This window comes from Pedobacter glucosidilyticus DSM 23534 (assembly GCF_000425145.1).
Classification (GTDB): Bacteria; Bacteroidota; Bacteroidia; order Sphingobacteriales; family Sphingobacteriaceae; genus Pseudopedobacter; species Pseudopedobacter glucosidilyticus.
On the sequence record NZ_AULF01000022.1, the window covers coordinates 1 to 25,110 of the forward strand.

The window sequence follows — 25,110 nt, forward strand, 5'->3', positions numbered from 1 at the left end:
AAGTCCCAATCCCGTTCGACTTGCATGTATTAGGCCTGCCGCTAGCGTTCATCCTGAGCCAGGATCAAACTCTCCATTGTATAATGTGGTTTGATACTAACTTTCGTTAATATTTGTTTTCTTCCGTCTCTAGGTTACTGATCTCTCAGTGTCGCTACGTTATATGATATCTTTTTAAAGAACTTCTGCGCCGCCCTTCTCAGTTTGGCTTCTATTTCCTTCCAGATAATTGCTTATCTTTCTAGTTTTTCTCTTTTATTAACTAGCTACAATCGCTGTAACTCTTCCTCCCTTTCGGGGCTGCAAAGGTAATCATTCTAATTTTATTACCAAAATGTTTTTGAAAAAATTTTCTCCTCTATTCTCTCTAGCTTCTCCCTCTATTTTCTCTAAACATCTTTCCCCTCTTTCCCTCTCTCTATTTCAAACATTCCCCCCTTGCGGGCTGCAAAGGTGCATATCTTTTTTATTTATCACAAATATTTTTAATACCTTTTTATCCCTCACATCCTAACTCATTGAATATCTTATCGAAAAAGTTGAAAATAACATATCCAATATAAAAAATTAGTAAGCATTAGTACTTAATAATACTAAAGTACAAGCTTCTTCTGTGGCAATTCCTTTCTCTAATGCGAGCTCCTCAAGCTCGGGATTTTCTGAACCAGGATTAAAAATAATACGTTTGGGATTTGTTTTTAATATATAATCGTATAAGTCTGGTTGATTTGCAGCGCCTACATACATGGTTATGGTATCAATATCAGCATGAATTTTTTCTGGTTTTTCTATGGGCCGACCTGCAACTTCACCACTTTTAATACCCACATTTATAATTTCATGACCGTGAGCTACTAATTTATTGGCAGCCAAATAAGCATATCTTGATGGATTAGGAGTAGCACCCAAGATTAAAGTCTTTTTCATATTGATTATTTTAAGAAATTGAATACTGCATCGGCGCAAGCCTGACCATCTATTGCAGCAGAAATTATACCACCAGCATAACCAGCACCCTCAGCACAAGGGAATAGGCCTTTGACTTGAGGATGTTGTAAAGTTTCTTTGTCCCTTGGGATTCTTACTGGAGATGATGTTCTTGACTCTACCCCTACTAAGACTGCTTCATTAGTATAATATCCAACCTTCTTATCTTTATTAAACATTTTATCCCCAAAAACAGGAAGTGCCTTTCTTAATCTATTTGCGACCATTGGTGGTAAAACATCATCTAAACTTGAAGAAGTTAGTCCCGGTAGGTATGAATTATCTGGTAAAGAATTAGAAATTTTCCTCTCAACAAAATCGACCATTCTTTGTGCTGGAGCTTTAAGATCTCCTCCTCCTATTTTGAAAGCTAGCTTTTCTATTTCTGATTGAAAATTAAGCATTTTGAAAGGATCGTCAGTGGCACCTTTTACATCTTCTATATTGATTTGTACTACTGTGCCTGAATTTGCAAAAGGATTATTTCTCTTTGAAGGACTCCAGCCGTTTACAACAATTTCATGATGATCTGTTGCGCAAGGTGCAATAATACCACCTGGACACATACAAAATGAAAATACTCCCCGATTTTCAATTTGCTCAACCAAACTATAATAAGACGGAGGTAAATTAGGATGTCTGATATCGCAATGATATTGTAAACTATCTATAATATGTTGTGGATGTTCTATACGAACCCCTAAAGCAAAGGGTTTAGCCTCTACTAAAATATCTTTTTCTCTAAGTAGATGGTAAATATCTCTGGCAGAATGCCCGGTTGCCAAAATAAGAACATCGGTAGTGATTTCTCCGTGATTGGTAAATACTTTTCTAATCTTGCCTTCTTTACAATCTATATCTGTTAGTTTGGTATTAAAATGAATTTCGCCACCATTATTGAGTATGGTTTCTCTGATAGCTACTATAATTTGAGGCAACTTATTTGTCCCGATATGTGGTCTTGCATCTATCAAAATATCATTTGTTGCGCCATGGTCGACGAAGATTTGGAGCATTTTATTAACATCGCCCCTTTTGTTAGAACGCGTATATAATTTACCATCGGAATAAGTTCCGGCGCCACCTTCGCCGTAACAATAATTAGATTCGGGGTTTACCAAACCTTGTTTATTGATATTTGCGAGATCTCTACGTCTTTGTTTAACGTCTTTTCCTCTTTCTAAAACTATTGGTTTTAAGCCAAGTTCGATTAATCTTAATGCAGCAAATAGGCCGGCAGGACCAGCTCCTACTACAATTACTGGCTTAGCGTTACTGACATTTTGATACTTTATATTTTGGATGGTTAAAGAAGGTGTTTCTTTAATATATAGTTCTACTTTTAAACGGAATACTACTTGCTTTCCACGAGCATCAATAGAGCGCTTTCTGATATTAAAGTGGCTTAAATCGGCTTTTTTTAAAGAAGTCTGATTTAAAATTTGAGCTAAAATTTTTTCTTGATTATCAATATCATCCGGAAGGACAACAATTTCAATTTCCTTTTTCATGCTATTTTGTCGGGTATTTATCCCAAATTGTAACAAAGGTATGAAAATTGAAATCTAAACATTAAATTGAAAAAAATTAAAAAAACGAGAAAATGAAAAAATTACTTTATGGATTTCTTGCAGTTGTTATTGCAACATCATTGAGTTCTTGCGGTTACAATAGTTCTGTTAAATTGGATGAAAAAGTTAAAGCGCAATGGGGTGAGGTTGAAAACCAGTACCAAAGAAGAGCAGACTTAATTCCGAATTTGGTAAACACCGTAAAAGGAGTTTCTAATTTTGAAAAAGAAACGCTTACGCAAGTGATTGAAGCTAGAGCAAAAGCTACTTCTGTACAGGTTGACCCTACTAAATTAACACCAGAGACTATTCAAAAATTCCAAGCTTCACAAGGTCAATTATCACAAGCACTAGGCAGATTAATGGTTGTTTCTGAACAGTATCCACAATTAAAAGCCAACCAAAACTTTTTGGAATTACAAGCGCAGTTAGAAGGGACAGAAAATAGAATTACTGTTGCCAGAAGAGATTTTAATCAAGCTGTACAAGAGTACAATACAAACATTAGAACTTTCCCAAATAATATTTTTGCAGGTATGTTTGGCTTTACAGCAAAAGGAAGCTTTGCTGCTGAGGCTGGTGCTGAAAAAGCCCCGGAAGTGAAATTCTAAAATAAAAATGTTGGCGTGAGTTTCTTAAGGAAACTCACGTTTTACTTTACTCACATCTAATTGTTTAAAATGCCACAATTATCTGATAAGGACCAAGAAAAAATTAAACATTCTATAGAATGGGCAGAGAAAGCAACCTCTGGAGAAATAAGGGTTTGCCTAGAAAAAAATTGTGCGATAGATGCTTATGAAAGAGCTGTTGCCTGTTTTTTTGATTTAGAAATGGACAAGACTAGATTGAAAAATGGAGTACTTGTTTATTTAGCTATAGAGGACCATAAATTTGCCATTATTGGTGATAGTGGAATTAATAGCTTGGTACCCGAGAATTTTTGGGATAGCACCAAAGAGTTGATGCTTGAACAATTTAAAAATGGAGATATTGCCGAGGGTTTAAGTGTTGGCATTATTGAAGCAGGTAAACAACTGAAAAAGTTTTTTCCTTATGCTGATGATGATACGAATGAGCTATCTGATGATATTGTTTTCTTGAAATAACCCGTAAAAAATGAAAAAAATACTTTTATTAATTCTGATTACTCTTTTTACTTTTTCGGGATTTTCTCAAAATTTTCCAGCGCAACCTAGTACTTTGGTAAATGACTACACAGGTACCTTATCGCCAGAACAAATTAATCATCTAGAGCAAAAACTTGTAGCTTTTGATGACTCTACATCTATACAGGTAACGGTGGTTTTGATAAAATCTTTAGATGGATACGAGGTTAATGATTACGCATACCAATTGGGCAGAGCCTGGGGTGTTGGTGGTAAAGAAAAAAATACTGGAGTTGTTTTATTAGCTTCTTTAGGAGATAGAAAAATAACCATACAAACAGGTTATGGTATGGAAGGTGCTTTGCCAGATGCTATAACCAAGAGGATTATTGAAAATGAAATAAAACCTAATTTTAAGCAAGAACGTTATTTTGAAGGCTTAAATGCCGCAACGAATGCTATTATTGCTTATACTAAAGGTGAGTATAAAAATGACAAACCGATAAAGGGCAAAGGACGTGGTTTCCCAGTAGGCTTGGTGATACTGATTATAATAGTCATTATTATCTTAGGCGTAAGTAAAGGTGGCGGAGGAAATGGCGGAAGAAGCGTGATTGGAGGAAGAGGTGCTGCTGATTTAGTTTGGTGGTCTATGTTGGCCGGTATGGGTAGAGGTGGAAATAGTGGTTGGGGCGGTGGCTCATCAGGTGGATTTGGTGGCGGAGGCGGCGGATTTGGTGGTGGCAGTTTTGGTGGAGGTGGAAGTAGTGGAAGTTGGTAGTGGTTAGGTGGTTAGGTGGTTAGGTGGTTAGGTGGTTAGGTGCCAAAACATATTAGCACAAATTGTTTTATAGAATCCTGAAATAATTCGGGATTTTTTATTTTTATAGCATGAGTATAGAAAAATGGGAGACTTGTTCTTCTGAATATATTGTAAAGCGCCCTTGGGCAACTTTAAGAGTTGATGAATGTAAATTACCTGATGGCAGAATTGCTAAAGAATATTATGTTTTAGAATATCCTAATTGGGTTAATGTTGTTGCCATTACTGAGGATGAAAAAGTTATTATGGTAAAGCAATATCGTCATAGTGGTGATATCATCTCGTTAGAAATTCCGGGTGGGGTAATAGATGGGGATGAGAACCCAGCTGATGCTGCTAAAAGAGAACTTTTAGAAGAAACGGGCTATTTGTTTGAAGATTTGGAATTGGTTTCTACCATTTATCCAAACCCTGCAACATCAAACAATGTTACTTATTGTTATTTAGCTAAAGGTGGTAAAAAAGTACAGGAACAAAATTTAGATGAACATGAAGATATTGACATTGAACTTTACAGTATTGATGAAGTAAAACAAATGCTTTTGAATAATGAAATTCCACAAGCTTTACATGTTACGGGATTGATGTATGCTTTTTTGAAGATGGGGGTTTTGAAGTAAGTCGGGAGTCCGAAGACCGATGTCCGATGACGGAAGACCGAAGTTTAGGAAACCCACCTAAATTAAACGAGATAGCAGCAAATGCCCTAGAGAAGCTCGGAGTATTGCGTACAGTCCCGAAGGGATGGTTTACCACCCGACTGCTTTTTTTGCCGAAGCGATACTACAAGACCTTTTCAAAAAAATCATAAAACAAAAATCCCGTTAAGTAAGTACCTAACGGGATTTCTTCAGAAAATTTGGATTAGCTCATTTTAAGCTTTTTCTGAATATCGTGAACGTAAGCTTTAAATTTCTTATCGGTATCTATTAAATCTTCTACGGTTTGGCAAGCGTAAATTACAGTTGAGTGGTCTCTGCCACCAAAAAATGCTCCGATTGATTTTAATGATGTTTTGGTATGGCTTTTTGCCAAGTACATGGAAATTTGGCGAGCTTGAACGATTTCTCTTTTTCTGGTTTTTGATTTTACCATCTCTACCGGAACTTCGAAATATTCACACACCAATTTCTGGATATACTCCATTGAAATTTCTTTGCTTGTATTTTTGATAAAATTCTTTAGCATTTGCTTAGCTAACGAAATATCTATCTCTTTCTTATTTAAGGTTGATTGAGCCAGTAAAGAAACCATAGCCCCTTCTAACTCACGAACGTTGTTGTCTATGTTGTGTGCAACGTACTCGATAACATCATTTGGAAGCTCTATACCATCTTGATACATTTTCTTTTTCAGGATAGCCATACGGGTTTCGATATCAGGAACAGAAAGATCTGCCGATAAACCCCATTTGAATCTCGAAAGCAATCTTTCTTCTAAACCAGCTAAATCTTTAGGAGCTTTATCTGAAGTGATGATTAATTGCTTACCAGATTGGTGTAAGTGATTGAAGATATGGAAGAAAATATCTTGTGTTTTATCTTTTCCGGCAAAGTTGTGTATATCATCCATGATGATAACATCCATTGCTTGATAGAAATTCACAAAATCATTAATGGTATTGTTTTTTAAAGAGTCTACAAATTGCTGGCAAAATTTCTCGCAAGAAACATAAATAACCAATTTATCCGGCATGTTTCTTTTGATTTCATTACCAATAGCTTGTGCGAGGTGGGTTTTGCCTAAACCTACGCCTCCATAAACCATTAAAGGGTTAAATGAAGTACCTCCTGGTTTTGCTGCCACAGCATAACCTGCAGAGCGAGCTAAACGGTTGCAATCTCCTTCAATAAAATTCTCGAAAGTGTAATTTGGATTTAATTGTGGATCTACCTGTAGCTTTTTTAATCCGGGGATTACGAAAGGATTTTTGATATCCTTGTTTAAAGCAACAGGCATTGGGATAGATTGATTTTTACCCTCTGCCCCATTACCACTTGAGGGAATATTTGTAGTATAAGGCTTTTGTGAGGATGATTTTTCTACAACGATGTTGTATTCCAATCTACCAGAATCGCCTAACTGGTTTTTAATTGTCTTCCTTAAAAGACCTACATAATGTTCTTCCAGCCATTCATAAAAGAACAAACTAGGTACCTGAATCGTAAGAACACTTCCTTCTAATCTAAGTGGGGTGATAGGCTCAAACCAGGTTTTAAAACTCTGGCTGGGGATATTATCCTTAATGATTTGAAGACAGCTTTCCCAAACATGGGTACAAGTTTTTTCCATATATTTCTTTAATAATCTGATTCTAAATGCGATGGAAGCACTGCGGGGTTGCTTGCTTCCGAGTCTCGAAGATTGAAAAAAAAATCGGTTTAAAAAAGCTAAATTTTGAAATTATTTTCAACCACTTCAATAGCAGAAGAATAAGTTATTTTTTTCTTTTTTTCTTTTGTGAAAACGTAATCAATACGCCCCAAGTTAATTCCTGCAAAACCTACTTGATTAACCAAAGTTTCTTTACCTGATAGATTTTTTACGCTTTCTGGAGTACTTAAAAATGTATGCGTATGGCCACCAATAATTAAATCTGTAAAGTATATATTTTGGGCTAAAACCATATCAGAAACCTTATTTTCGCGGTATTTAAAACCTAAATGAGAAAGACAGATAACTAAATCGCACTTTTGGTCTTGTTTTAAAAAGCGCTCCATTTCTAAAGCTTTTTTAATAGGCTCGGTATATTGGGTTTCTCCGTATTGTTGTTGATTTACTAAACCTGTTAACTCTATCCCTAAACCATAAACCCCTATTTTTAAGTCTCCTTTATTGAAAATTTGGTAGCCTTTGGTTTTACCTTCTAATGCGGTATTTGTAAAATCGTAGTTAGCGTTTAGGATAGGGAATTTTGCATGTGGTAATTGTTTAGCAAAACCTTCTACTCCATTATCAAAATCATGATTGCCCATGATAGCGGCATCATACCCCATCATGCTCATCATTTTAATTTCTAACTCGCCCCCCCAATAGTTAAAATAGGGTGTGCCTTGGAAAATATCTCCAGCATCAAGCAATAAAACATTCTTTTCTTCTTTCCTAATTTTATTGATGAGTGTAGCTCTGGGGGCAACACCGGCCTTACCTTGGTTACGAGAGCCGTCCATAGGGAATGGGTCTATCCTACTATGCACATCATTGGTATGTAATATGGTAAGTTTTACAAAATCTTCTTCAGCAAATACACTTATCGGATTAAAACCCATTGCTAATAAAGCTGCGGTTGATAGAGAACCTTTTATAAAACCTCTCCTATTTAAGTTTAATTCTTCCATCTTTTACAGGATTTAAAATTTGATTATTGTTTTTAAATGTTGCTAGATAATCTAGCAGACCTTCTCTAAGTTTATACTCATAAACTTTTGTAGATAAGGCTTTGGTAAAAATCTCGCCACCATCCCCACCGTTTATCATATAATCGGAAGTTAAGACAGTATAGTTCTTTTCTAAGTTGATAGGTTCTCCGTTGATTTTAATATCTGAAGCTTTACCATTTTCTATGGTAAATGTTGCTCCTGAAATAGGCTCGCCACCACTATTTGCAATAAAGTTGAAAAACTCTTTGATATTTTGACCAGAGAAAGTAGCTGTTGCGAAAGCATTTTCAAAAGGCATTAACTCAAAAATTTTATAACGCGGTATATTTCCCTTTGGCAGAGAAGTACGCAAACCACCGTAATTGGTATAAGCAAAATCAAACTGAATATTTTTTGATTTGGCACTTACATACATAGCGTCTGCAAAGAAATTGTTTAAGGGTGCTTCGGGCTTACCTTTCTGAATCTCTTGAGCTGATACCGCAACAATATCATTCATGATAGAATCTAGCTGTTGTTTGTAGGGCTTATAAAAATTACTTAAGGTAGTATCAGCCGAAAAATCCGCAGAGACAGGATAAATTTGCTTTTGGATATTTTTAACTTGATAATGAACACCACAAGCTTGTAATAATAGTAATGCAAAAGCAACTATTAAAAGTTTAAATTTCATATTATGATTGAGTTAGTGTTTTAGTATTCTCCAAATACTTCTCTAAAAGTATCGGCAATTTCGCCTAAAGTTGCATATTCTTCAACTGCGGCAAGTAAAAAAGGCATTACGTTTATGTTATCTTTTGCCGCAAGCTTTAAATCGGCTATTTTTTGTGTAACGGCTTCTTGGTTTCTTCTTTCTTTTAATAGCTTAATTTTCTCAATTTGTGTTTTTCTGATGCTGTCATCAACCCTAAAAACATCTTGTCTAATGCTGTCTGCTTCTTGATATTTGTTTACACCCACAATAATTTGCTCGCCATTTTCTATAGTTTTTTGATAATCATAAGCAGCTGCGGCAATTTCTCCTTGTACAAAACCATTTTCAATGGCTTGTACAGCCCCGCCCATGTTATCTATCTTGTCTATATATTCCTGAGCTAATTTCTCTAATTCATCTGTAAGAGATTCTATAAAATAAGAACCTGCCAAAGGGTCTACCGTTTGTGTAACACCTGTTTCAAAAGCAATAATTTGTTGTGTTCTTAAAGCTATTTTAGCGGCTTCTTCTGTTGGCAGAGATAAAGCTTCATCAAAACCATTGGTGTGTAAAGATTGAGTGCCGCCCAAAACGGCAGCCAAAGCCTGATTGGTTACCCTTACTATATTATTTTGAGGTTGTTGTGCAGTTAAGGTTGAACCACCTGTTTGGGTGTGAAAACGTAATTGTTGTGCTTTAATATTTGTTGCCCCTAAAGATTTGGTGATGTTTGCCCACATTCTTCTGGCTGCTCTAAATTTGGCAATTTCTTCAAAGAAATTATTATGGCAATTGAAAAAGAATGATAAACGTTGTGCAAAAAGATTTATATCTAAGCCTTTATCTATGGCTGCTTGTAAATATGCTTTCCCATTGGCCAAAGTAAAGGCTAACTCTTGTACTGCTGTTGAGCCAGCTTCTCTGATATGATAACCTGAGATGGAAATGGTATTCCATTTAGGAAGCTCTTTGCTGCAATACTCAAAAACATCCGTAATAAGACGCATTGAGGGTTTTGGCGGATAGATATAAGTACCTCTAGCAGCGTATTCTTTTAAAATATCGTTTTGGATAGTTCCTGAAATTTGAGTTAAATCTGCTCCTTGCTTTTTTGCTAAAGCGATGTACATAGCTAACAATGTAGCGGCTGTAGCATTGATAGTCATAGAAGTAGTGATATCAGACAGTTTAATCCCACTAAAAAGTATTTCCATATCTGCCAAAGAATCTATGGCGACACCAACTTTACCCACTTCGCCTTCTGCCATGTCATGATCAGAATCATAACCTATCTGTGTAGGTAAATCAAAAGCTACAGATAAGCCGGTTGTACCTTGTTGCAGTAAATAATGATATCTTTTATTTGATTCTTCGGCAGTAGAAAAACCTGCGTATTGGCGCATTGTCCATAATCTACCACGGTACATATCTTTTTGTATGCCTCTGGTGAAAGGGAATTCGCCAGGTTTTTCAATATCCTGCTTAGGCTGATGATAAACTTCTTTAATTTCAATACCTGAAGTTGTTTTATTGATTTTATCAGCCATATAATGAAGTTTTACATTTCTTGAATATCTTTCTTAATCACTAACAAAGCTAACTCGTAAGGGTTTTCCTCGATACTATCTAAACGAGAAAAAACAACTTTACTTAAATCAACAGCACTTGCATCAGCTGGAAGGTTTTTTACTGCCGAGTTAATGATGCTAATCGTATCATCTTTTACTCTTTTGATGATTTGCCAAGCATCATTAGTAAGATAAATTTGCTGAGCCAAGTTGTGCTGATATTCTGCCCTAACTTCTGTTAAAATTAAATTTTGCATTTCTTTTGCAGACATACCAGAAACATGTAATCTTAACAGTAAGTTTGATGGATTGATACGCTCTATAAAAAGTGTCATTCTTTCATAGGCTTGTAGCCTAAGCGGTAAAACATCTTTAAGTACAGATGAGCGATATTCCAATTCTTTTAAATTGTAATAAGCATCAAACTGGCTTTTAAATAAGAAGTAAGAGCCTAGAATGACAAAAAAACCTGATAATGTGTATTTTAAAACATCTAGTAAAAACGTTAAAGCATCCATTCTAAATTGTAAAGTATTGGTAAAATTGATTCTCGTGAAAACAAAAATCTGCATTTTACCTTATATTTGTGCAACAATAAAATAATTATTATGAGTACAGCAGTAACAGCAGTTTCACCTGTAACATTAACCGAAGGTGCGAAAAAAGAAGTGAAAAAGTTAATGGAACAACAAGAATTAAGCGAAGAATTTGGTTTAAGGCTTGGTGTTGAAGGTGGTGGTTGTGCCGGAATGAATTATGTTTTAGGTTTTGACCAAAAGAAAGAAGGTGATACAGAATACGATATAGATGGTATAAGATGCTTCATGAATAAAGCTCATGGCTTGTATTTAGCAGGTATGGAGGTTGATTTTCAACAAGGATTAAACGCCAGAGGCTTCGTTTTCAATAACCCAAATGCGGCTAAAACTTGTGGCTGCGGCACCAGCTTTTCTGTTTAAAGAATTAGTTTTTAGTTTTGATAATAAGAGACTGTCTCCTAAAAGGGCAGTCTCTTTTTTTTGATCAATAAAACAGCCTCAATAAATGTTTGAATTATTGAGGCTGTTCAGCTTTTATTAAAAAATTAGCTTTTTTTATTTCAAAAGTTGTTTAATAAGTTTCGACTTATAATTTTTCGCCATGTTGCGAAATATCTAAACCTGCATCTTCATCTTCCTCTGAAACTCTTAAAGGACTTATGATATCTGTAATTTTTAATAACAACCAAGAACCAAAGAATGCAAAAATAGATACGCCTATTAAAGCGCCTAAATGCACTAAAAATAAATGCGTTTCTCCAAAAATTAAGCCATTACCTGTTTCATTTGCTCCATTAATAGATTGATGTGCAAAAACACCGGTTAACAACATACCAACCATACCACCAACGCCATGGCAAGGGAATACATCTAAAGTATCATCTATAGAAGTACGTGTTCTCCAATCTACAATTAAATTACTTACAACGGCAGAAACAACACCGATAATTAATGAATGAGGAATAGTAACAAAACCTGCCGCTGGAGTAATTGCCACTAAACCTACTACCGCACCAATACAAGTACCCATTGCAGATGGCTTTCTACCTTTATAAGAATCAAAAAATATCCAAGCAAGAGCTGCTGCGGCTGATGCTGCCATGGTATTGGCTAAAGCAACAGTTGCTAACGTTCCGGCACCATAAGCAGAACCACCATTAAAACCTATCCATCCGAACCATAAAAGACCTGTACCTAATAAAACATAGGTAATTCTTGCTGGTGAATGGCTAGGCTCGTTTCTCTTTTTTAAGTATAAAGCAGAAGCTAAAGCTGCCCAACCAGCTGACATGTGCACTACCGTTCCACCAGCAAAATCAAGTACACCTAATTGAAACAACAAACCGTCGGGATGCCAAGTTGAGTGTGCTAAAGGTGCATATATCACAATAAAAAACAGACAAATAAATAAACAGTAGGAAATGAATCTGATACGCTCTGCAAAAGCTCCGGTAATTAAAGCAGGAGTTATAATGGCGAATTTTAACTGATAAATTGCGAATAGTACTAAAGGAATAGTTGGTGCTAATACCCAAGGTTTACCATCAATAACATTACTCATCATAAAAAATGTTCTTGGATCACCAATGATACCACCGATAGAATCGCCAAAAGCTAAACTAAAACCAAATACTACCCAAATAACTGTAATAATTGCCATACAAATAAAGCTTTGAAGCATGGTAGAAATGACATTTTTCTTTTTTACCATACCCCCATAGAAAAACGCTAAACCTGGTGTCATAATTAATACTAATGCTGTAGCGCATAACATCCATGCTATATCTGATGAATTATACTCGCCAGCAAACATTTCCCCTGGTACTGACGGGTAAAAAATTGTTAATAATGCAATAATTGCAAGAAAAATAAACGGAACTTTTGATAATTTCTTAGCCATTGTATAAGTTTTAGATTTATTATGGCTGAAAATTAGAAATAATTATATGATTTATACTAAACATTCTATTTTTTTAGTTTTTTATCAAAAAATATACTACTTTTTACAATAAAAATGAAATTCATTCAAAAAATTAGGGATATTTTTTAGCATTTTTTCAATAAAAATACATTTTACAAATCATATTTTGAGCAATATTTATTCAAAAAAAACTCTAAAAACATGACTTAAAATCTTATTTTCTATTTAAATCCTAAAATATTTTAAAAATATCAGGAAAAACACCAGCTATTATCACTAGAATAGCAAGAATCAAAACAAAAAAATCAAAAATCACAGATTTTTTCTTTTTAACTATCAATTCTTCTGGTTTTTTTAGATAAATATGTAGTGGAATATTAAAATAATAGAATAAAGACAATACAGTGGTTAATACTGCAACGATTAATACAGGCGTAAGAAAGTTAATAGCTGTAGTTTCAGAAATTAGAGAAGAAAACACTACAAATTTTGCCATGAAACCAACTGTTGGAGGTAAACCAGTTAAAGAAACCATAAATACAACCAAACATGGCGCTATCAGGGTATTTAATTTACCTAAGCCTTTCAATTGTTGCAGTGTTTTAATATTAAAACGATCTTCTAAATAAGCGATACTCATGAAAGCACCAATGTTAGTGATACTATAAGCAAATAGGTAAAACCACAAATTGCTAGACATGGTGCTATCATCAGGTAAAACCAACAACATTAATAAAAAACCCGTATGCCCTATAGAAGAATAAGCTAATAATCTTTTTAAATCTTTCTGGAAAACTGCCATCACATTTCCTACCAGCATGGTTATACCTGCTGCAGACAAAATGATGGTTGAAAAATGTATTGAAACAAACTGAAATGGTGCTACCAATCTAAATAAAAATGCAAAAACAGCAATTTTTGGTACTGTAGATAAAAAAGAACTTACAGAAGTTGGTGCTTGCTGATAGGCATCTGGTGTCCAAAAATGAAAGGGAACAAATGATAGCTTAAAACCTATTCCTGCCAATACCATTAACAGTACTAAACTCGCCGAAAAGCTGTTTATTTGTTCAAAAGCCACGAAAATATTTTCGTTATACAAATTTAGCGTTCCAGAAAAACCATATAAAAATGTTAGTCCATATAACATGATGGCCGAAGCTGTAGCCCCGAAAAGTACATATTTCATACCCGCTTCTGCCTGTAGTTTCTCTTTATTGGTATAAGAAACCATCAGATAAGAAGCTATAGACAACATCTCTATGGATAAAAAAAGCATTAATAAGTTTGCAGATGATATCAGCGTAAGCAAACCTAATATACCGCCTAGGAAAATGGTATAAAAATCATTTATTCCTTTTGGATGGTTTTTAAGCTCTTTATCCTGATTGAAAAATACTAAAGATATTATTGAAGCAAACAAAGCCAATAGCTTAAACCCAATAACATAGCTATTATGTAAAAACATCCCGTTAAACAATAATAAGCTGTTTGTTTGGATAATATTTAACTGAAGAAGATATGCAACAGCAGCTAAAACCAGTGTAAGTATAGTTGCAAAAAACACCAAACGCTCTGCCTTTTTTAGAAACAAATCTATGATAATGACAAGCAGAAAGCCTATAGTTATGATAAACTCCGAAACAAAGTAAGACAGAGAGGTTATGATATTCTCCGTTGATTGCGCTATATCTAAACCTGTTTGCATTAGGTAAATAATAAAATAAACTGGTTTACAGATGTGTTGATGATATTAAAAACCAAAGAAGGTATGACACCCAATAAAATAGCAAAAAATGCTAGCGGTACAAGGGTTAAAATTTCCCTTACATTCAAATCTTTCAATTTTATGAGCCAGTTTTCTTCTTTTACTCTTAGTTGTCCAAAAAACATTCTTTGCAAGGTCCAAAGTAAATAAGCAGCCCCTAACAATATTCCAAAGGAACCTAAAATAGCCATCCAGCGTGGAATAAGGCCATTTACACTTTCTGAGTTAAAAGCTCCTATCAAAGAAAATGCCTCTGCAATAAAAGCCGAAAAGCCTGGCAAGCCTAAAGAGGCAAAAAAAGCAATCATCACAAAGCCTGTGTAAATAGGCATGTGGGTTGCTAAGCCTCTAAAGTTGTAGATATACCTATCATGAACGCGGTTATATACCACGCCAACAATAAAAAATAACATCACCGATAAGAAACCATGAGAAATCATCTGCATCATGGCGCCACTAATACCTTCTGAGGTTAGTGATGCTAAACCCAATAATACAAAACCCATGTGCGATACAGATGAATAGGCAATTAAGCGTTTTAAATCTGTTTGTGCTAAAGCAACCATAGCTCCGTAAAGTATAGAAATTACACCTAACAAACCGATGTAGAAAGAAAGATTTAAGGCTACATCGGGGAATATGCTGTAAGCAATTCTGATAATGCCGTAACCTCCTACTTTTAATAAAACACCTGCTAATATGATAGAAATTGGCGTTGGTGCTTCCACGTGGGCATCGGGTAACCATGTATGAAAAGGTACAATAGGTACTTTAATTGCAAAAGCTATAAACACGACAATAAATCCTAACAACCTTGCCGGGATGCCTAAAATATCTTGATGTGCTAAGAAAGAGAAAATACCATCTGGCACATAGTTTTGTGGATTCATCATGTGTACCATATTAAAGGTATGGTTTCCTGTAAGAGGGTCTATAACAGAAAAATACAAACCTGCAATAACCAATAGCATAAATACCGAACCTAATAAAGTATACAAGAAAAACTTGATAGCTGCGTATTCTCTTCTTACTCCGCCCCAAATTCCGATAAGGAAATATAAAGGAAGTAGCATCAACTCGTAAAAAACGTAAAATAAAAAGATGTCTAAAGCACAAAAAACACCCATAATAGCAGTGTTTAACAACATCATTAAAGAAAAATACCCTTTATGATTTTCTTTTATTTCCCATGATGATAATGCCGCAATTAACATAACCAATGCAGATAAAAACAAAAGTGGAATAGAAAAGCCATCAACACCCAATAAATAATCTATTTGTAAAGCGCCAAACTTCCCTATATCTAAGCGTATCCAAGGTAAATATTCTTTAAACTGATAGCTATCTAATTGATTTACCCCTGTAAAAGCTGCTCCGGTTTGAAATTGGCAATACAAATAAGCCGTAATAGCTAGCTGTATTACAGCCACTGCAACGGTAAAATATTTATAAGATTGACTATACTTTTTTGGCAGTAACAAAATTGTTAAACCAAAAAGCAAAGGCACAAATATTAAAATTGATAATAAACCCATTTTAAAATATCATTAGATATATAAAGAAAGTAATCATGATTAAAAGCATCCAGATGATGTAATGCTGTACTTTTCCGTTCTGAACATTTCTAAACCAAATATTCAAACGTTCTACCACACTAGCCACACCGTTAACTAAACCATCAATAATATATACATCAAACCAGTTTGCTAAACTTGAAATATGTATAATAGCTGTTGCTGATGAATTCACCAAACCGTCTATCACATTTTTATCAAACCAATAATAGGCTTTAGCTTTTAGTAAAGTTGGTTTTACGATGGCAGCATCATAAATCTCATTAAAGTACCATTGTTTATAAGAAAGTTTAAAAATCCAGGTTTGTTCTAAACCAAAACTGAATTTGTTTCTTGCATAAGCTAAATAAGTAATCAATAGCAAACCTAAGCTTAAAATATTGATGTAAATAGGTACTAGAATATGATAAATACCTCCTACATGCTGTTGTGGTGCCAACTCATTAAATAACCAAGAAGCCTCTAAACTAAATGGCTGATAAGAGAAAACAAAAGCCATACAAAAAACAGCTAAAACCATTACTGGATATTTTAACCAGGCATTAGCTTCATGAATTTTAAACTGATGATGATCTGCTTCTAATAGTTGAGGTAGTCTAAAATCGCCAAAGAAAACTTTAAAAATTACTCTGAAAATATAAAAAGTAGTTAGCCATGAGGTTAATGAAACAATGATGGGGAAAATCCAAAAGATACCTCCTTTTACATCAGCCCACTCAAAAACACTAATCAAAATAGCATCCTTTGATAAATAACCTGAGGTAAAAGGTAAACCCGATAAAGCCATAGCGGCTATAATAAAAACAATGGCAGTTATAGGCATACTTTTGAAAAGTCCGCCCATGAAGGTCATATCTTGTTCATCAAACTGAAGTTGATGTTTTTCTTTTAAGTGATGTAATTCATGAATAATGATACCTGCCCCTAAAAACAGTAAACACTTAAAGAAAGCATGGGTTACGAGATGAAAAATTGCAGAAGCTTCATCGCCTACGCCAATAGCCAACATCATAAAGCCTAATTGAGAAATGGTAGAAAAAGCTAAAACCCTTTTGATATCATTTTGAGTAAGTGCAATAGTTGCAGCCATAAAAGCTGTAAATACACCTATTGATGCTATTATGATTAAAACGGTTTCATTAAATAAAGGTGCTATCCTTACCAATAAGAAAACACCCGCAGCTACCATAGTTGCAGCATGTATTAAGGATGAAACCGCGGTTGGCCCCTCCATAGCATCGGGTAACCAGGTATGTAATGGAAATTGTGCCGATTTTGCAGCCGCTCCAGCAAAGAAACAAAGCCCTGCGATAGTTAGCCAATAATCGGGCATCATGTTAAACGGACTTACCCACATGCCGTTGGTTGTAAAAGATGATGCAATTAAATTACCGCTTCCAAATAAAGCATCAATATCTAAAGTATGGAAATGGCTCAGCATAATCATGATACCGATTAGAAAACCTAAATCGCCAAGCCTATTCATAATAAAAGCTTTTTTATTGGCTAAAACAGCTTTTTCTTTTGTAAACCAGAAACCTATCAATAAGTAAGAAGAAAAACCTACTAATTCCCAGAATATGTAAATTAAGAAAAGGTTATCTGCCAAAACCAAGCTAAGCATAGAGAAACAAAACAAGCTTAAATAGGCAAAATAGCGTGGCTTAAGTTTGTCTTTCCTTATATACTCTACTGAATAAATATGTACCAATAATGCTATTAAGGTGATTAATAATAGCATGAGCACCGTAAGGTCATTAAATAAGAAGCCTAAACGGATATCAAAATTATTAAAAGCTATCCAAGGGATAGAAAAATGAAGCGTTTTACTAAACCAAACTTTTATAAATAGGATAATAGCTGCGATAAAACTTGTTGAAATACTAGTTATAGCAATCGATGATGCAAAACGCTTAAAAATTAAACTAAAGAAAAAAGATAATAATGGAGCACAAATAAGTAAGAAAGCTAAAATTAGCACCATTTGATTTGATATGTTGATGATACTATCCATTAACCTCTTAAAGAATTAGCTTTATTAGGGTCGATGGTTTTTACCCTTTTAAAGAAGTTTAATATGATAACCAAACCAACGGCTACAGAAGCAGCAGCCAATACAATAACAAATAATGCAAAAAGCTGTCCGTTGTTATTGATAACGTCGTATTTAGCAAAAGCTACGAGATTTAGAATGGAGGCATTTATCATTAGTTCTATACCGATTAGAACTTGTATAGCATTCTTTCTAGTGATAACTGCGTAGATACCCAAACAAAATAAAACAGCTGCAATAAATAGAAAATGCTGCAAACTAATCATTGTTAGGCTCCTTTCTTGCTAAATGAGCAGCACCTACCAAAGTCATCATCAGTAAAATAGAAATCAACTCGAAAGGCAATAAAAACCTCCCCATAATGTTAACACCAATATTGTGAACATTACTGGTTTGTGCTTTTTCTATCAATAGTTTATTTGATTTTATCCAATCTAATTGCTCAAAATCAGCTAATAAAATGGCGTATATTAAAATAACTAATAAAGCAATAGTAATTATAGTGGCTGGAATTCTGTTGGCAGATAGTGCTTCTTTCTTTAGGTTCACAATATTGTCTAAAGAATCTTTTGAGGAAAGCATAAAAACAAATAAGAGCATAACCAACACACCGCCAACGTAAATAACAATTTGGGTTAAAGCCACAAAATCTGCTAAGGCAAAAACATATAATCCTGCTACACTTAACAGCGTAACAAAAAACATAAAAACAGAACGCACCAAGTTTTGACTAGCTACTACATAAACGCCACTTAAAATGGCTATCGCTGCAAAAACGTAAAATACTATCTGTTCTACCATATTATATTTTTCTGATGGATGACTTTACCGTCAAACAAAAGAAATGTGTTTATTCTTTATTATCCTGCTTAAGTGCTGCTAATTTAGCTGCTTGACGCTCTGCCAATTGTTGTTCTAATGCCTGTCTTTTTTCTTCTGCTTCGGCCTCTGTCATATTCGCAAATTTATAATTCAAATCAGAAATATGAGGCACACTTCTATCATATTCGCTTGTCATGGTGATACATTCTGTAGGGCAAACTGTAGTGCATAAACCGCAATACATACACTTAGCCATATCTATATCAAACTTTGGCGCATATAATCTTTTTACAGAGCCATCGGATGTTTTTCCTATAGCTTCTGTGGCTTTAATAGATTCTATATCGATACAATTAACAGGACATATTTTTGCGCATAAATCGCATACAATACAGTCATCAATTTCTACATGTAGTTGATACCTACCCACTTCTGGTACAGGTATAGTTTCTTTTGGATATTGAACGGTTACTATGCCTTCTGTTTGATCAAAATATCCGCTTTCTTCTACAGATTTTATTTTCTTATCCGCTTTAGCGTTAAAAAAATGCTTGATGGTTAAGGTTAACCCTTTCCATGCTGTAGTAAATCCGTTTAAAGCTTCTTTTATCATATTAAAACAACAACAGCCTCCATAACCCTGAAATAACTAAACATGCAAACGCTAAAGGCGTAAGTACTTTCCAACATAAGCTCATCAATTGGTCTACCCGTAAACGTGGTAAAGTCCACCTGATCCACATTTGAGCAGCAACTATAAGCAAGCTTTTTATCAACACCCAAAATATGCCCCAAAACATACCAGTGGTGTAGTCTGCTAGCTTTAAGCTCCCGATATTGGGTAAAGGCGTATTCCAAGCGCCTAAAAATAAGGTTACACCAAACATGGCCACTAAAAACATCATGGCGTACTCTGCTAAGAAAATAAAGGCAAACCTTAATCCGGTGTATTCTGTATGGAAGCCTCCAATTAATTCAGATTCCGCCTCCGGAATATCAAAAGGTGCTCTGTTACACTCGGCCAATGAAGCTATAAAGTAAATGATATAAGCGATGATTAAATGTGGTGCTTGAAAGATATTCCATGCTAATATGCCACCAATATCTTTAACATCCCAAAAACCAAAAAATCTTATTTCTTGTTGAGCTAAAATGCCTTGATTTAAACCAATAAGTTGCAAATCTAGCGTCTGAGCTATCATTACCGCAGCTATAATAGCGAAGCCAATGGGAATCTCGTAAGAAACTATTTGAGCTACAGAACGTACCGCACCAATTAAACTGTATTTATTGTTTGAACCCCAGCCAGCCATTAAAATCCCTAAAGCTTCTACAGAAATGATAGCAAAAACGTAAAAAACACCCAAATTCATACTTACAGGTGTTAAACCGGGTGCCCAAGGTAAAGCGGCAAAGCCTAAATAAACAGCAACAAATATGATGACAGGTGCTAAAGTAAAAAGTACTTTATCTGCAACTGTAGGAACTATAAATTCTTTTTGAATAAGCTTTAGAATATCGGCAATGGTTTGCATCCAACCAAACTTACCTACTTCCATTGGACCAAGTCTATCTTGAATAAAAGCCGATATTTTCCTTTCTGCATAAACGCCAAATAGAGAAAACACTGCAATAAATGCAAAAATGAGGCTTGCGGTAAGTATATAGAGGATGTAAAAGTCCAATCTTAAACAGCTTAGTTTATTAAGATTGCAAACTTAATGATTTAGATTCTAAAATGCCCCTAAGAATAATAAAATAGCTTATTTATCCCAGATATTTTTTTGAACGAGGTTAATCTTATCACCAAAAAATAATTTGGTACTCTGTTCAAAAGATGGTGTTTTATCAGAAACATAAAACTCATCTTTGGGCAACTCTTCAGTAGGATTGATAAGATTTAGTACTTCTAACTGCCTTTTAACATCATCAGCTACAATATCTGCTGTACTTAAGACCTCAACTTTTTCGTGATAATATGCTTCTATTTCCTTTTTTATTAATGGATAATGGGTACAAGCTAAAATAAGCGAATCTATTTTTTTAAGCTTTGGCGATGATAAATAAGAGTTGATGATGGTTTGACTGATGTTATTCTCGAAAAATCCTTCCTCTATCATAGGCGCTAATAAAGGCGTAGCTAAAGATTTAACTTCAACAGTAGGTTTTGCTTGTTGAATTTTTAAGGCATAAACATTAGAACGTATGGTAGCTTTGGTGGCTATTACCCCAACTTTTTTGTATTCATGATGATTCACGATATAATCAACAACTGGGTCTATCACATTAAAAATGGGTAACTCTTCTCCTAAAAAATCTTTTAAATCCTGATAACCCAAAGAGGACGCTGTATTGCAAGCTATAACAATTACTTTACAACCTTTTTCTTGCAAAAACTTGCCAATTTTAAGACTGTAGTATTTTATAGCTTCCGGAGATTTATCGCCGTAAGGCATGTGTGCAGTATCTCCAAAATAAATAATTTTTTCATGCGGAAGTACTTTTCTGATAGCACTAGCTACTGTTAGCCCACCAATGCCAGAATCAAAAATACCTATGGGTTGTGTTTTTTTCATGTAATTGGTTACAAGCTACAAATAAAATAAAAAAATGCGAAGCCTTATAAATTGGCTTCGCATTTAGACGTTTTACAGTGCTTAAAGCAATATTATTTTAAACCTAATTTTGTTTTAACATCTGCAATGATATTGATACCACCATCAAAGTAAACAATACCTGGTTGGGTTGTATCAAAAACATAAGCATAACCTTTTTCTTTAGCTACCGCTTTTACAGCATCTTCTGCTTTTTTAAGAATTGGATCGTATAACTCACCTCTTTTTTTCTCAAAATTTTCGCCGGCTTTTTGTTGAAACTCTTGAATTCTTTTCTCTAAGTCTTGAATTTCTTTAATTTTCATCTCTTTCATAGCATCGCTTAAAGTTTTTTCTTTAGATTGATAATCTTGAACTTTAGCTTGATACTCTGAATACATTGTTTTACCGTCTGTATCTAAGGTGGTTTTATACGTTTCTAATTGTTTGTCTGCTGTTGCTACTTCTGGCATAGCTTTAATAAGCTCTGCGGAATTGATATAAGCAATTTTCTGTTGTGCATTAGCCACATTCCCAGCAAAAAATAAACATCCTGCTACTAACGCAATCTTAAATAATCTTTTCATTTCTATTTGTATTTTTTGTTTTTACGAGTTTATAATAAATTTTCCTATTTAGCAAATGAACCTGGCTTATATCCTAATCTTGTTATAATATCATTACTTCGATCAAAATTGGGCCTAGCAAAAAGCATGGTTACAGAAGCTTTGTCTAATATCATATCTAATCCTTCCCTGGCTGCATATTCTTCAATTGCTTTTCCTATTTTTTCTTGAATGGGTTTGATTAATTTTAATCTTTGTTGATAAAGCTCTCCTTCAAAGCCAAAGCGTTTTTGCTGTAGCTCTGTAGCTTCTTGTTCTTTTGCTTTGATTTCTTCTTCTCGCTTGTTACGCATTTCATCGGTTAATAAAACCTGATCTGCTAAATAAGCTTTATTTAAGGTTTCTACTTCCTGAAACTTTTTATCAATTTCTTTTTGCCACTGTTCTGATAAACCATCAAGCTGTTTTTGTGCCGATGAATACTCTGGAACATGTTTTAATATATAGTCTGAATTTACATAAGCTAAACGTTGTGCAAAAGCTCCAACGCTACTTATAACGATTAATAAAACAGATATTATATATCTCATGATTTTAATTAGTTAAATCCTCCTAATTGTTGTGCTATACTAAAGTGAAATTGCCCTTTATTTGCTTCGCTATTTCCAATGATTCTATCAAAACCGTAACCATAATCTATACCCAATAAACCAAATATAGGTAAGAATATTCTGGCACCAACACCTACAGATCTTTTTACGTTAAATGGATTAAAGTCTGCAAATCTATTCCAAGTGTTACCACCCTCCATAAATGCTAAGGCAAAAACCTGAGCAGATTCGCTTAAAGTAATAGGATGTCTTAACTCTAACACATATTTATTAAAAATAGGGCTACCAGCGGTTGTTACAGCCCCTTCTGGTACTACCGAGTTATTGGCATAACCTCTTAAGCCGATAACTTCAGACCCTTGTAAAAAGTCGAAGCCTTGTAAACCATCTCCACCCAATCTAAACCTTCCGAATGGTGCTTGCCCAACTGCTTTGTTATAAAAGCCAATGAAACCAAATTGTGCTTGTGCTTTTAATATCATTTTACCATAAACTCTTTGGAAAAATTGAGACTCGAACTTCCACTTGTGGTATTCTGTAAATTTATATTTATCTGAAGTAGCTAAGTTATCGTAATTTTTACCGTTAAAAGATGAGTAAGGTAAAGTAGCTTGTACAGTAAATTTAATATTTGAACCTGATGTTGGGAATATAGGTGCATCGATAGAGTTTCTGCTGAAAACTTGCGACAAACTTAAATCGTAAGAATCTCCGTTTTCAAACAAATAACCTGCATAGTTCTTTAATTTAAATTGTTGTAAGTTGGCAGAATAATCTACCCTAAAGAAGTCATCTGGCCATTTCAACTGCTTACCTAAACTAAATGTTAAACCATTTAGACGTATTTTTTGCTGAATTGGGTTAGAATTAGCTAAACCATTACTTTGTAAAGATGTAAATGCACTTATACCAAAATAAATAGGTTTTTTACCTCCAAACCAAGGCTCAGAAAATGAGAAACTGTAGGATTGGTAAAATTTACCATTGGTTTGCCCTCTAATGCTTAGTTTTTGCCCATCTCCTTTTGGTAATGGTTTATAAGCTTTTAAATTGAATAAATTCTTTGCCGAGAAGTTATTGAAAGTTAAACCCAAGGTACCAACTACCCTGCCACCGCCAAAACCTCCAGAAAGTTCTATCTGGTCTGATGGTTTTTCTACTACTGTATATTGGATATCTACTGTACCATCTGCCGGGTTAGGTATTGGCTTAATATCTACTTTTTGCTCATCAAAATTACCTAATTGAGTAATTTGTCTTTGCGAACGAATTAATGCGTCTTTAGAAAATTTCTGACCAGGTTTTGTTCTAATCTCTCTTAAAACTACTTGGTCATTGGTAAGCTCATTACCTTTTAAAATAATTTTATTGATGGTATACTGCGGACCTTCAAATATTCTGATTTCCAAGTCAATGGTATCATTATAGATTTTTGTTTGTACCGGGTCTACGTTAAAAGTTAAGTAACCATCATTTAAATAAAGAGAAGAAACATCATCACTATTAGGGCTAGAACGTAAAGTTTTTTCTAATTTTTCTTCGCTAAAAACTTCTCCTTTTTCAATTTTTAAAACTTGTTTTAAAACAGATGTAGGATACTTTGCATTACCCACAAAAGTTATATCCCCAAAATAATATTTAGGTCCTTCGTGTACCTTCATGTCTATATTGATAGACTTTTTATTGTGCGGATAAATGGTATCAGAAACGATTTCTGCTTCGCGATAACCTTTTTCTCGCATCTTGGCTACCAGCTTATCTTTATCTTCTTCGTACTTTTCCTGAATAAATTTACCAGAACCAAAAACTTTATACCATGCTTGTTCATGTGTTTTTTTCATGAATTTCTTAAGCTTAGCATCAGAAAATTCTTTATTACCTTCTATATTGATCGCATTTACTTTTACTTTATTATTCTTATCAACTTTAACATTAACAATTTTACTATTAGCATCAGAAGTATCTGCTTTATAGGTAATATCTATTTCTGTATTGAGGTAACCTTTTTCAAAAAAGTGCTTTTTTATAATAGCATTAATGGTTTTATTTAAATTTTCATTAACTACTTTACTTTTTTGATTATTGAGCTTTTCTTGAATTTCTGTAGTTTCTGATTTTGTTAAACCGGATAATTTAATAGATGATACACGAGGTACTTCCACTAAATTAAGATCAAAATAAACAGAGTCTCCTTGAATTTTTGCTATAGAAAGTTCTATGTCTTCAAACAAACGCTGATCCCATAGGTTTTTTACTGCGGCAGAGGTAGCTTCACCTGGCACCATAATTCTATCGCCAACAGCCAATTTAGAAATGGTAAGCAAAACAGCGGTATCCAAGTAATTTACACCGTTGATTTTAATACCTGCAATAGTGTATTCTTTTGGATTAAGGTATCCTATTTCATCATCTGAGGCTTTTGGAGTGTTATTTCTTGAAGACGGACGTAGTTGTGCAAATCCAGAAAAACAAAGATTGATGAATATAATGGCTAAAAATAATTTCTTCATTTATTTACGTATCGTGGCTA

24 protein-coding genes and 1 rRNA gene are annotated in these 25,110 nt (G+C 34.3%); 5 read left to right on the top strand and 20 right to left on the bottom strand.

Annotated features, from left to right (window positions below; translation table 11 throughout):
* From H510_RS0108425 to H510_RS0108435, 3 genes are all read right to left on the bottom strand, one after another.
* Positions 1-80, bottom strand: a 16S ribosomal RNA gene (locus H510_RS0108425); the annotation flags it as partial.
* Positions 81-567: 487 nt separating this feature from the next.
* Positions 568-927 carry a CoA-binding protein gene (locus tag H510_RS0108430; protein WP_026903921.1) on the bottom strand — a complete coding sequence of 120 codons (360 nt, stop codon included), beginning with the start codon at positions 925-927 and terminating at the stop codon, positions 568-570.
* A gap of 5 nt (positions 928-932) precedes the next feature.
* Positions 933-2,498 carry an NAD(P)/FAD-dependent oxidoreductase gene (locus H510_RS0108435; RefSeq protein ID WP_026903922.1) on the bottom strand — a complete coding sequence of 522 codons (1,566 nt, stop codon included), beginning with the start codon at positions 2,496-2,498 and terminating at the stop codon, positions 933-935.
* 92 nt (positions 2,499-2,590) lie between these two features.
* On the opposite strand from H510_RS0108435, the gene H510_RS0108440 reads away from it, so the two are divergent.
* The 4 genes from H510_RS0108440 to H510_RS0108455 all read left to right on the top strand — a co-directional run bounded on the left by H510_RS0108440 (position 2,591) and on the right by H510_RS0108455 (position 5,110).
* Entirely contained in the window at positions 2,591-3,169 is a 579-nt protein-coding gene (locus H510_RS0108440) for a LemA family protein (protein ID WP_026903923.1), read from the top strand.
* A gap of 69 nt (positions 3,170-3,238) precedes the next feature.
* The gene (locus H510_RS0108445; RefSeq protein WP_026903924.1) at positions 3,239-3,667 is read left to right on the top strand and encodes a TPM domain-containing protein; all 429 of its coding nucleotides are present in this window, start codon (positions 3,239-3,241) and stop codon (positions 3,665-3,667) included.
* A gap of 10 nt (positions 3,668-3,677) precedes the next feature.
* The gene (locus tag H510_RS0108450) at positions 3,678-4,448 is read left to right on the top strand and encodes a TPM domain-containing protein (protein WP_026903925.1); all 771 of its coding nucleotides are present in this window, start codon (positions 3,678-3,680) and stop codon (positions 4,446-4,448) included.
* Between the two features lie 110 nt (positions 4,449-4,558).
* Positions 4,559-5,110: an NUDIX hydrolase gene (locus H510_RS0108455; RefSeq protein ID WP_026903926.1), complete on the top strand. Its 552-nt coding sequence runs from the start codon at positions 4,559-4,561 to the stop codon at positions 5,108-5,110.
* A 244-nt stretch (positions 5,111-5,354) separates the two neighbouring features.
* Here the strand turns inward: H510_RS0108455 and dnaA are convergent, their stop codons facing one another.
* The 5 genes from dnaA to H510_RS0108480 all read right to left on the bottom strand — a co-directional run bounded on the left by dnaA (position 5,355) and on the right by H510_RS0108480 (position 10,704).
* Positions 5,355-6,782 (bottom strand): chromosomal replication initiator protein DnaA, encoded by a 1,428-nt coding sequence (gene dnaA / locus H510_RS0108460; protein WP_026903927.1) that lies wholly within the window; start codon positions 6,780-6,782, stop codon positions 5,355-5,357.
* 98 nt (positions 6,783-6,880) lie between these two features.
* Positions 6,881-7,828 (bottom strand): bifunctional metallophosphatase/5'-nucleotidase, encoded by a 948-nt coding sequence (locus tag H510_RS0108465; protein ID WP_026903928.1) that lies wholly within the window; start codon positions 7,826-7,828, stop codon positions 6,881-6,883.
* Complete coding sequence (locus tag H510_RS0108470) at positions 7,806-8,543, bottom strand: 5'-nucleotidase C-terminal domain-containing protein (RefSeq protein WP_026903929.1); 738 nt, start codon at positions 8,541-8,543, stop codon at positions 7,806-7,808. The genes H510_RS0108465 and H510_RS0108470 overlap by 23 nt, the downstream gene beginning before the upstream one ends.
* 20 nt (positions 8,544-8,563) lie before the next feature.
* Positions 8,564-10,111: an acyl-CoA mutase large subunit family protein gene (locus tag H510_RS0108475; RefSeq protein ID WP_026903930.1), complete on the bottom strand. Its 1,548-nt coding sequence runs from the start codon at positions 10,109-10,111 to the stop codon at positions 8,564-8,566.
* A gap of 11 nt (positions 10,112-10,122) precedes the next feature.
* On the bottom strand, positions 10,123-10,704 hold the full coding sequence (locus H510_RS0108480; protein ID WP_245584810.1) for a DUF7935 family protein: 582 nt from the start codon (positions 10,702-10,704) through the stop codon (positions 10,123-10,125).
* Positions 10,705-10,740: 36 nt separating this feature from the next.
* On the opposite strand from H510_RS0108480, the gene H510_RS0108485 reads away from it, so the two are divergent.
* Positions 10,741-11,091: a HesB/IscA family protein gene (locus tag H510_RS0108485; RefSeq protein WP_026903932.1), complete on the top strand. Its 351-nt coding sequence runs from the start codon at positions 10,741-10,743 to the stop codon at positions 11,089-11,091.
* 166 nt (positions 11,092-11,257) lie between these two features.
* Here H510_RS0108485 and H510_RS0108490 read toward each other — a convergent pair whose 3' ends face one another.
* The 12 genes from H510_RS0108490 to bamA all read right to left on the bottom strand — a co-directional run bounded on the left by H510_RS0108490 (position 11,258) and on the right by bamA (position 25,090).
* Positions 11,258-12,571: an ammonium transporter gene (locus H510_RS0108490; RefSeq protein ID WP_026903933.1), complete on the bottom strand. Its 1,314-nt coding sequence runs from the start codon at positions 12,569-12,571 to the stop codon at positions 11,258-11,260.
* Positions 12,572-12,824: 253 nt separating this feature from the next.
* Positions 12,825-14,300 carry an NADH-quinone oxidoreductase subunit N gene (locus H510_RS0108495; protein WP_026903934.1) on the bottom strand — a complete coding sequence of 492 codons (1,476 nt, stop codon included), beginning with the start codon at positions 14,298-14,300 and terminating at the stop codon, positions 12,825-12,827.
* On the bottom strand, positions 14,300-15,895 hold the full coding sequence (locus H510_RS0108500) for a complex I subunit 4 family protein (protein WP_026903935.1): 1,596 nt from the start codon (positions 15,893-15,895) through the stop codon (positions 14,300-14,302). The genes H510_RS0108495 and H510_RS0108500 overlap by 1 nt, the downstream gene beginning before the upstream one ends.
* Before the next feature lies 1 nt (position 15,896).
* On the bottom strand, positions 15,897-17,918 hold the full coding sequence (gene nuoL, locus H510_RS0108505; RefSeq protein ID WP_245584811.1) for an NADH-quinone oxidoreductase subunit L: 2,022 nt from the start codon (positions 17,916-17,918) through the stop codon (positions 15,897-15,899).
* A 29-nt stretch (positions 17,919-17,947) separates the two neighbouring features.
* Positions 17,948-18,253, bottom strand: coding sequence for an NADH-quinone oxidoreductase subunit NuoK (nuoK, locus tag H510_RS0108510; protein WP_026903937.1), 306 nt, complete (start codon positions 18,251-18,253; stop codon positions 17,948-17,950).
* A complete protein-coding gene (locus H510_RS0108515) occupies positions 18,246-18,788 on the bottom strand; it encodes an NADH-quinone oxidoreductase subunit J family protein (RefSeq protein ID WP_026903938.1) in 543 nt (180 codons plus the stop codon). The genes nuoK and H510_RS0108515 overlap by 8 nt, the downstream gene beginning before the upstream one ends.
* Before the next feature lie 49 nt (positions 18,789-18,837).
* Complete coding sequence (locus H510_RS0108520; RefSeq protein ID WP_026903939.1) at positions 18,838-19,422, bottom strand: 4Fe-4S binding protein; 585 nt, start codon at positions 19,420-19,422, stop codon at positions 18,838-18,840.
* A gap of 1 nt (position 19,423) precedes the next feature.
* Complete coding sequence (locus tag H510_RS0108525) at positions 19,424-20,494, bottom strand: complex I subunit 1/NuoH family protein (RefSeq protein WP_026903940.1); 1,071 nt, start codon at positions 20,492-20,494, stop codon at positions 19,424-19,426.
* 78 nt (positions 20,495-20,572) lie between these two features.
* Positions 20,573-21,385 (bottom strand): glutamate racemase, encoded by an 813-nt coding sequence (gene murI / locus H510_RS0108530; protein ID WP_026903941.1) that lies wholly within the window; start codon positions 21,383-21,385, stop codon positions 20,573-20,575.
* Positions 21,386-21,477: 92 nt separating this feature from the next.
* Positions 21,478-21,990, bottom strand: a complete 513-nt coding sequence (locus tag H510_RS0108535; RefSeq protein ID WP_026903942.1) for an OmpH/Skp family outer membrane protein — start codon at positions 21,988-21,990, stop codon at positions 21,478-21,480.
* Positions 21,991-22,034: 44 nt separating this feature from the next.
* Complete coding sequence (locus H510_RS0108540) at positions 22,035-22,559, bottom strand: OmpH/Skp family outer membrane protein (protein WP_026903943.1); 525 nt, start codon at positions 22,557-22,559, stop codon at positions 22,035-22,037.
* Positions 22,560-22,567: 8 nt separating this feature from the next.
* Positions 22,568-25,090 (bottom strand): outer membrane protein assembly factor BamA, encoded by a 2,523-nt coding sequence (gene bamA / locus H510_RS0108545; protein ID WP_026903944.1) that lies wholly within the window; start codon positions 25,088-25,090, stop codon positions 22,568-22,570.
* Positions 25,091-25,110 lie beyond the last annotated feature (20 nt).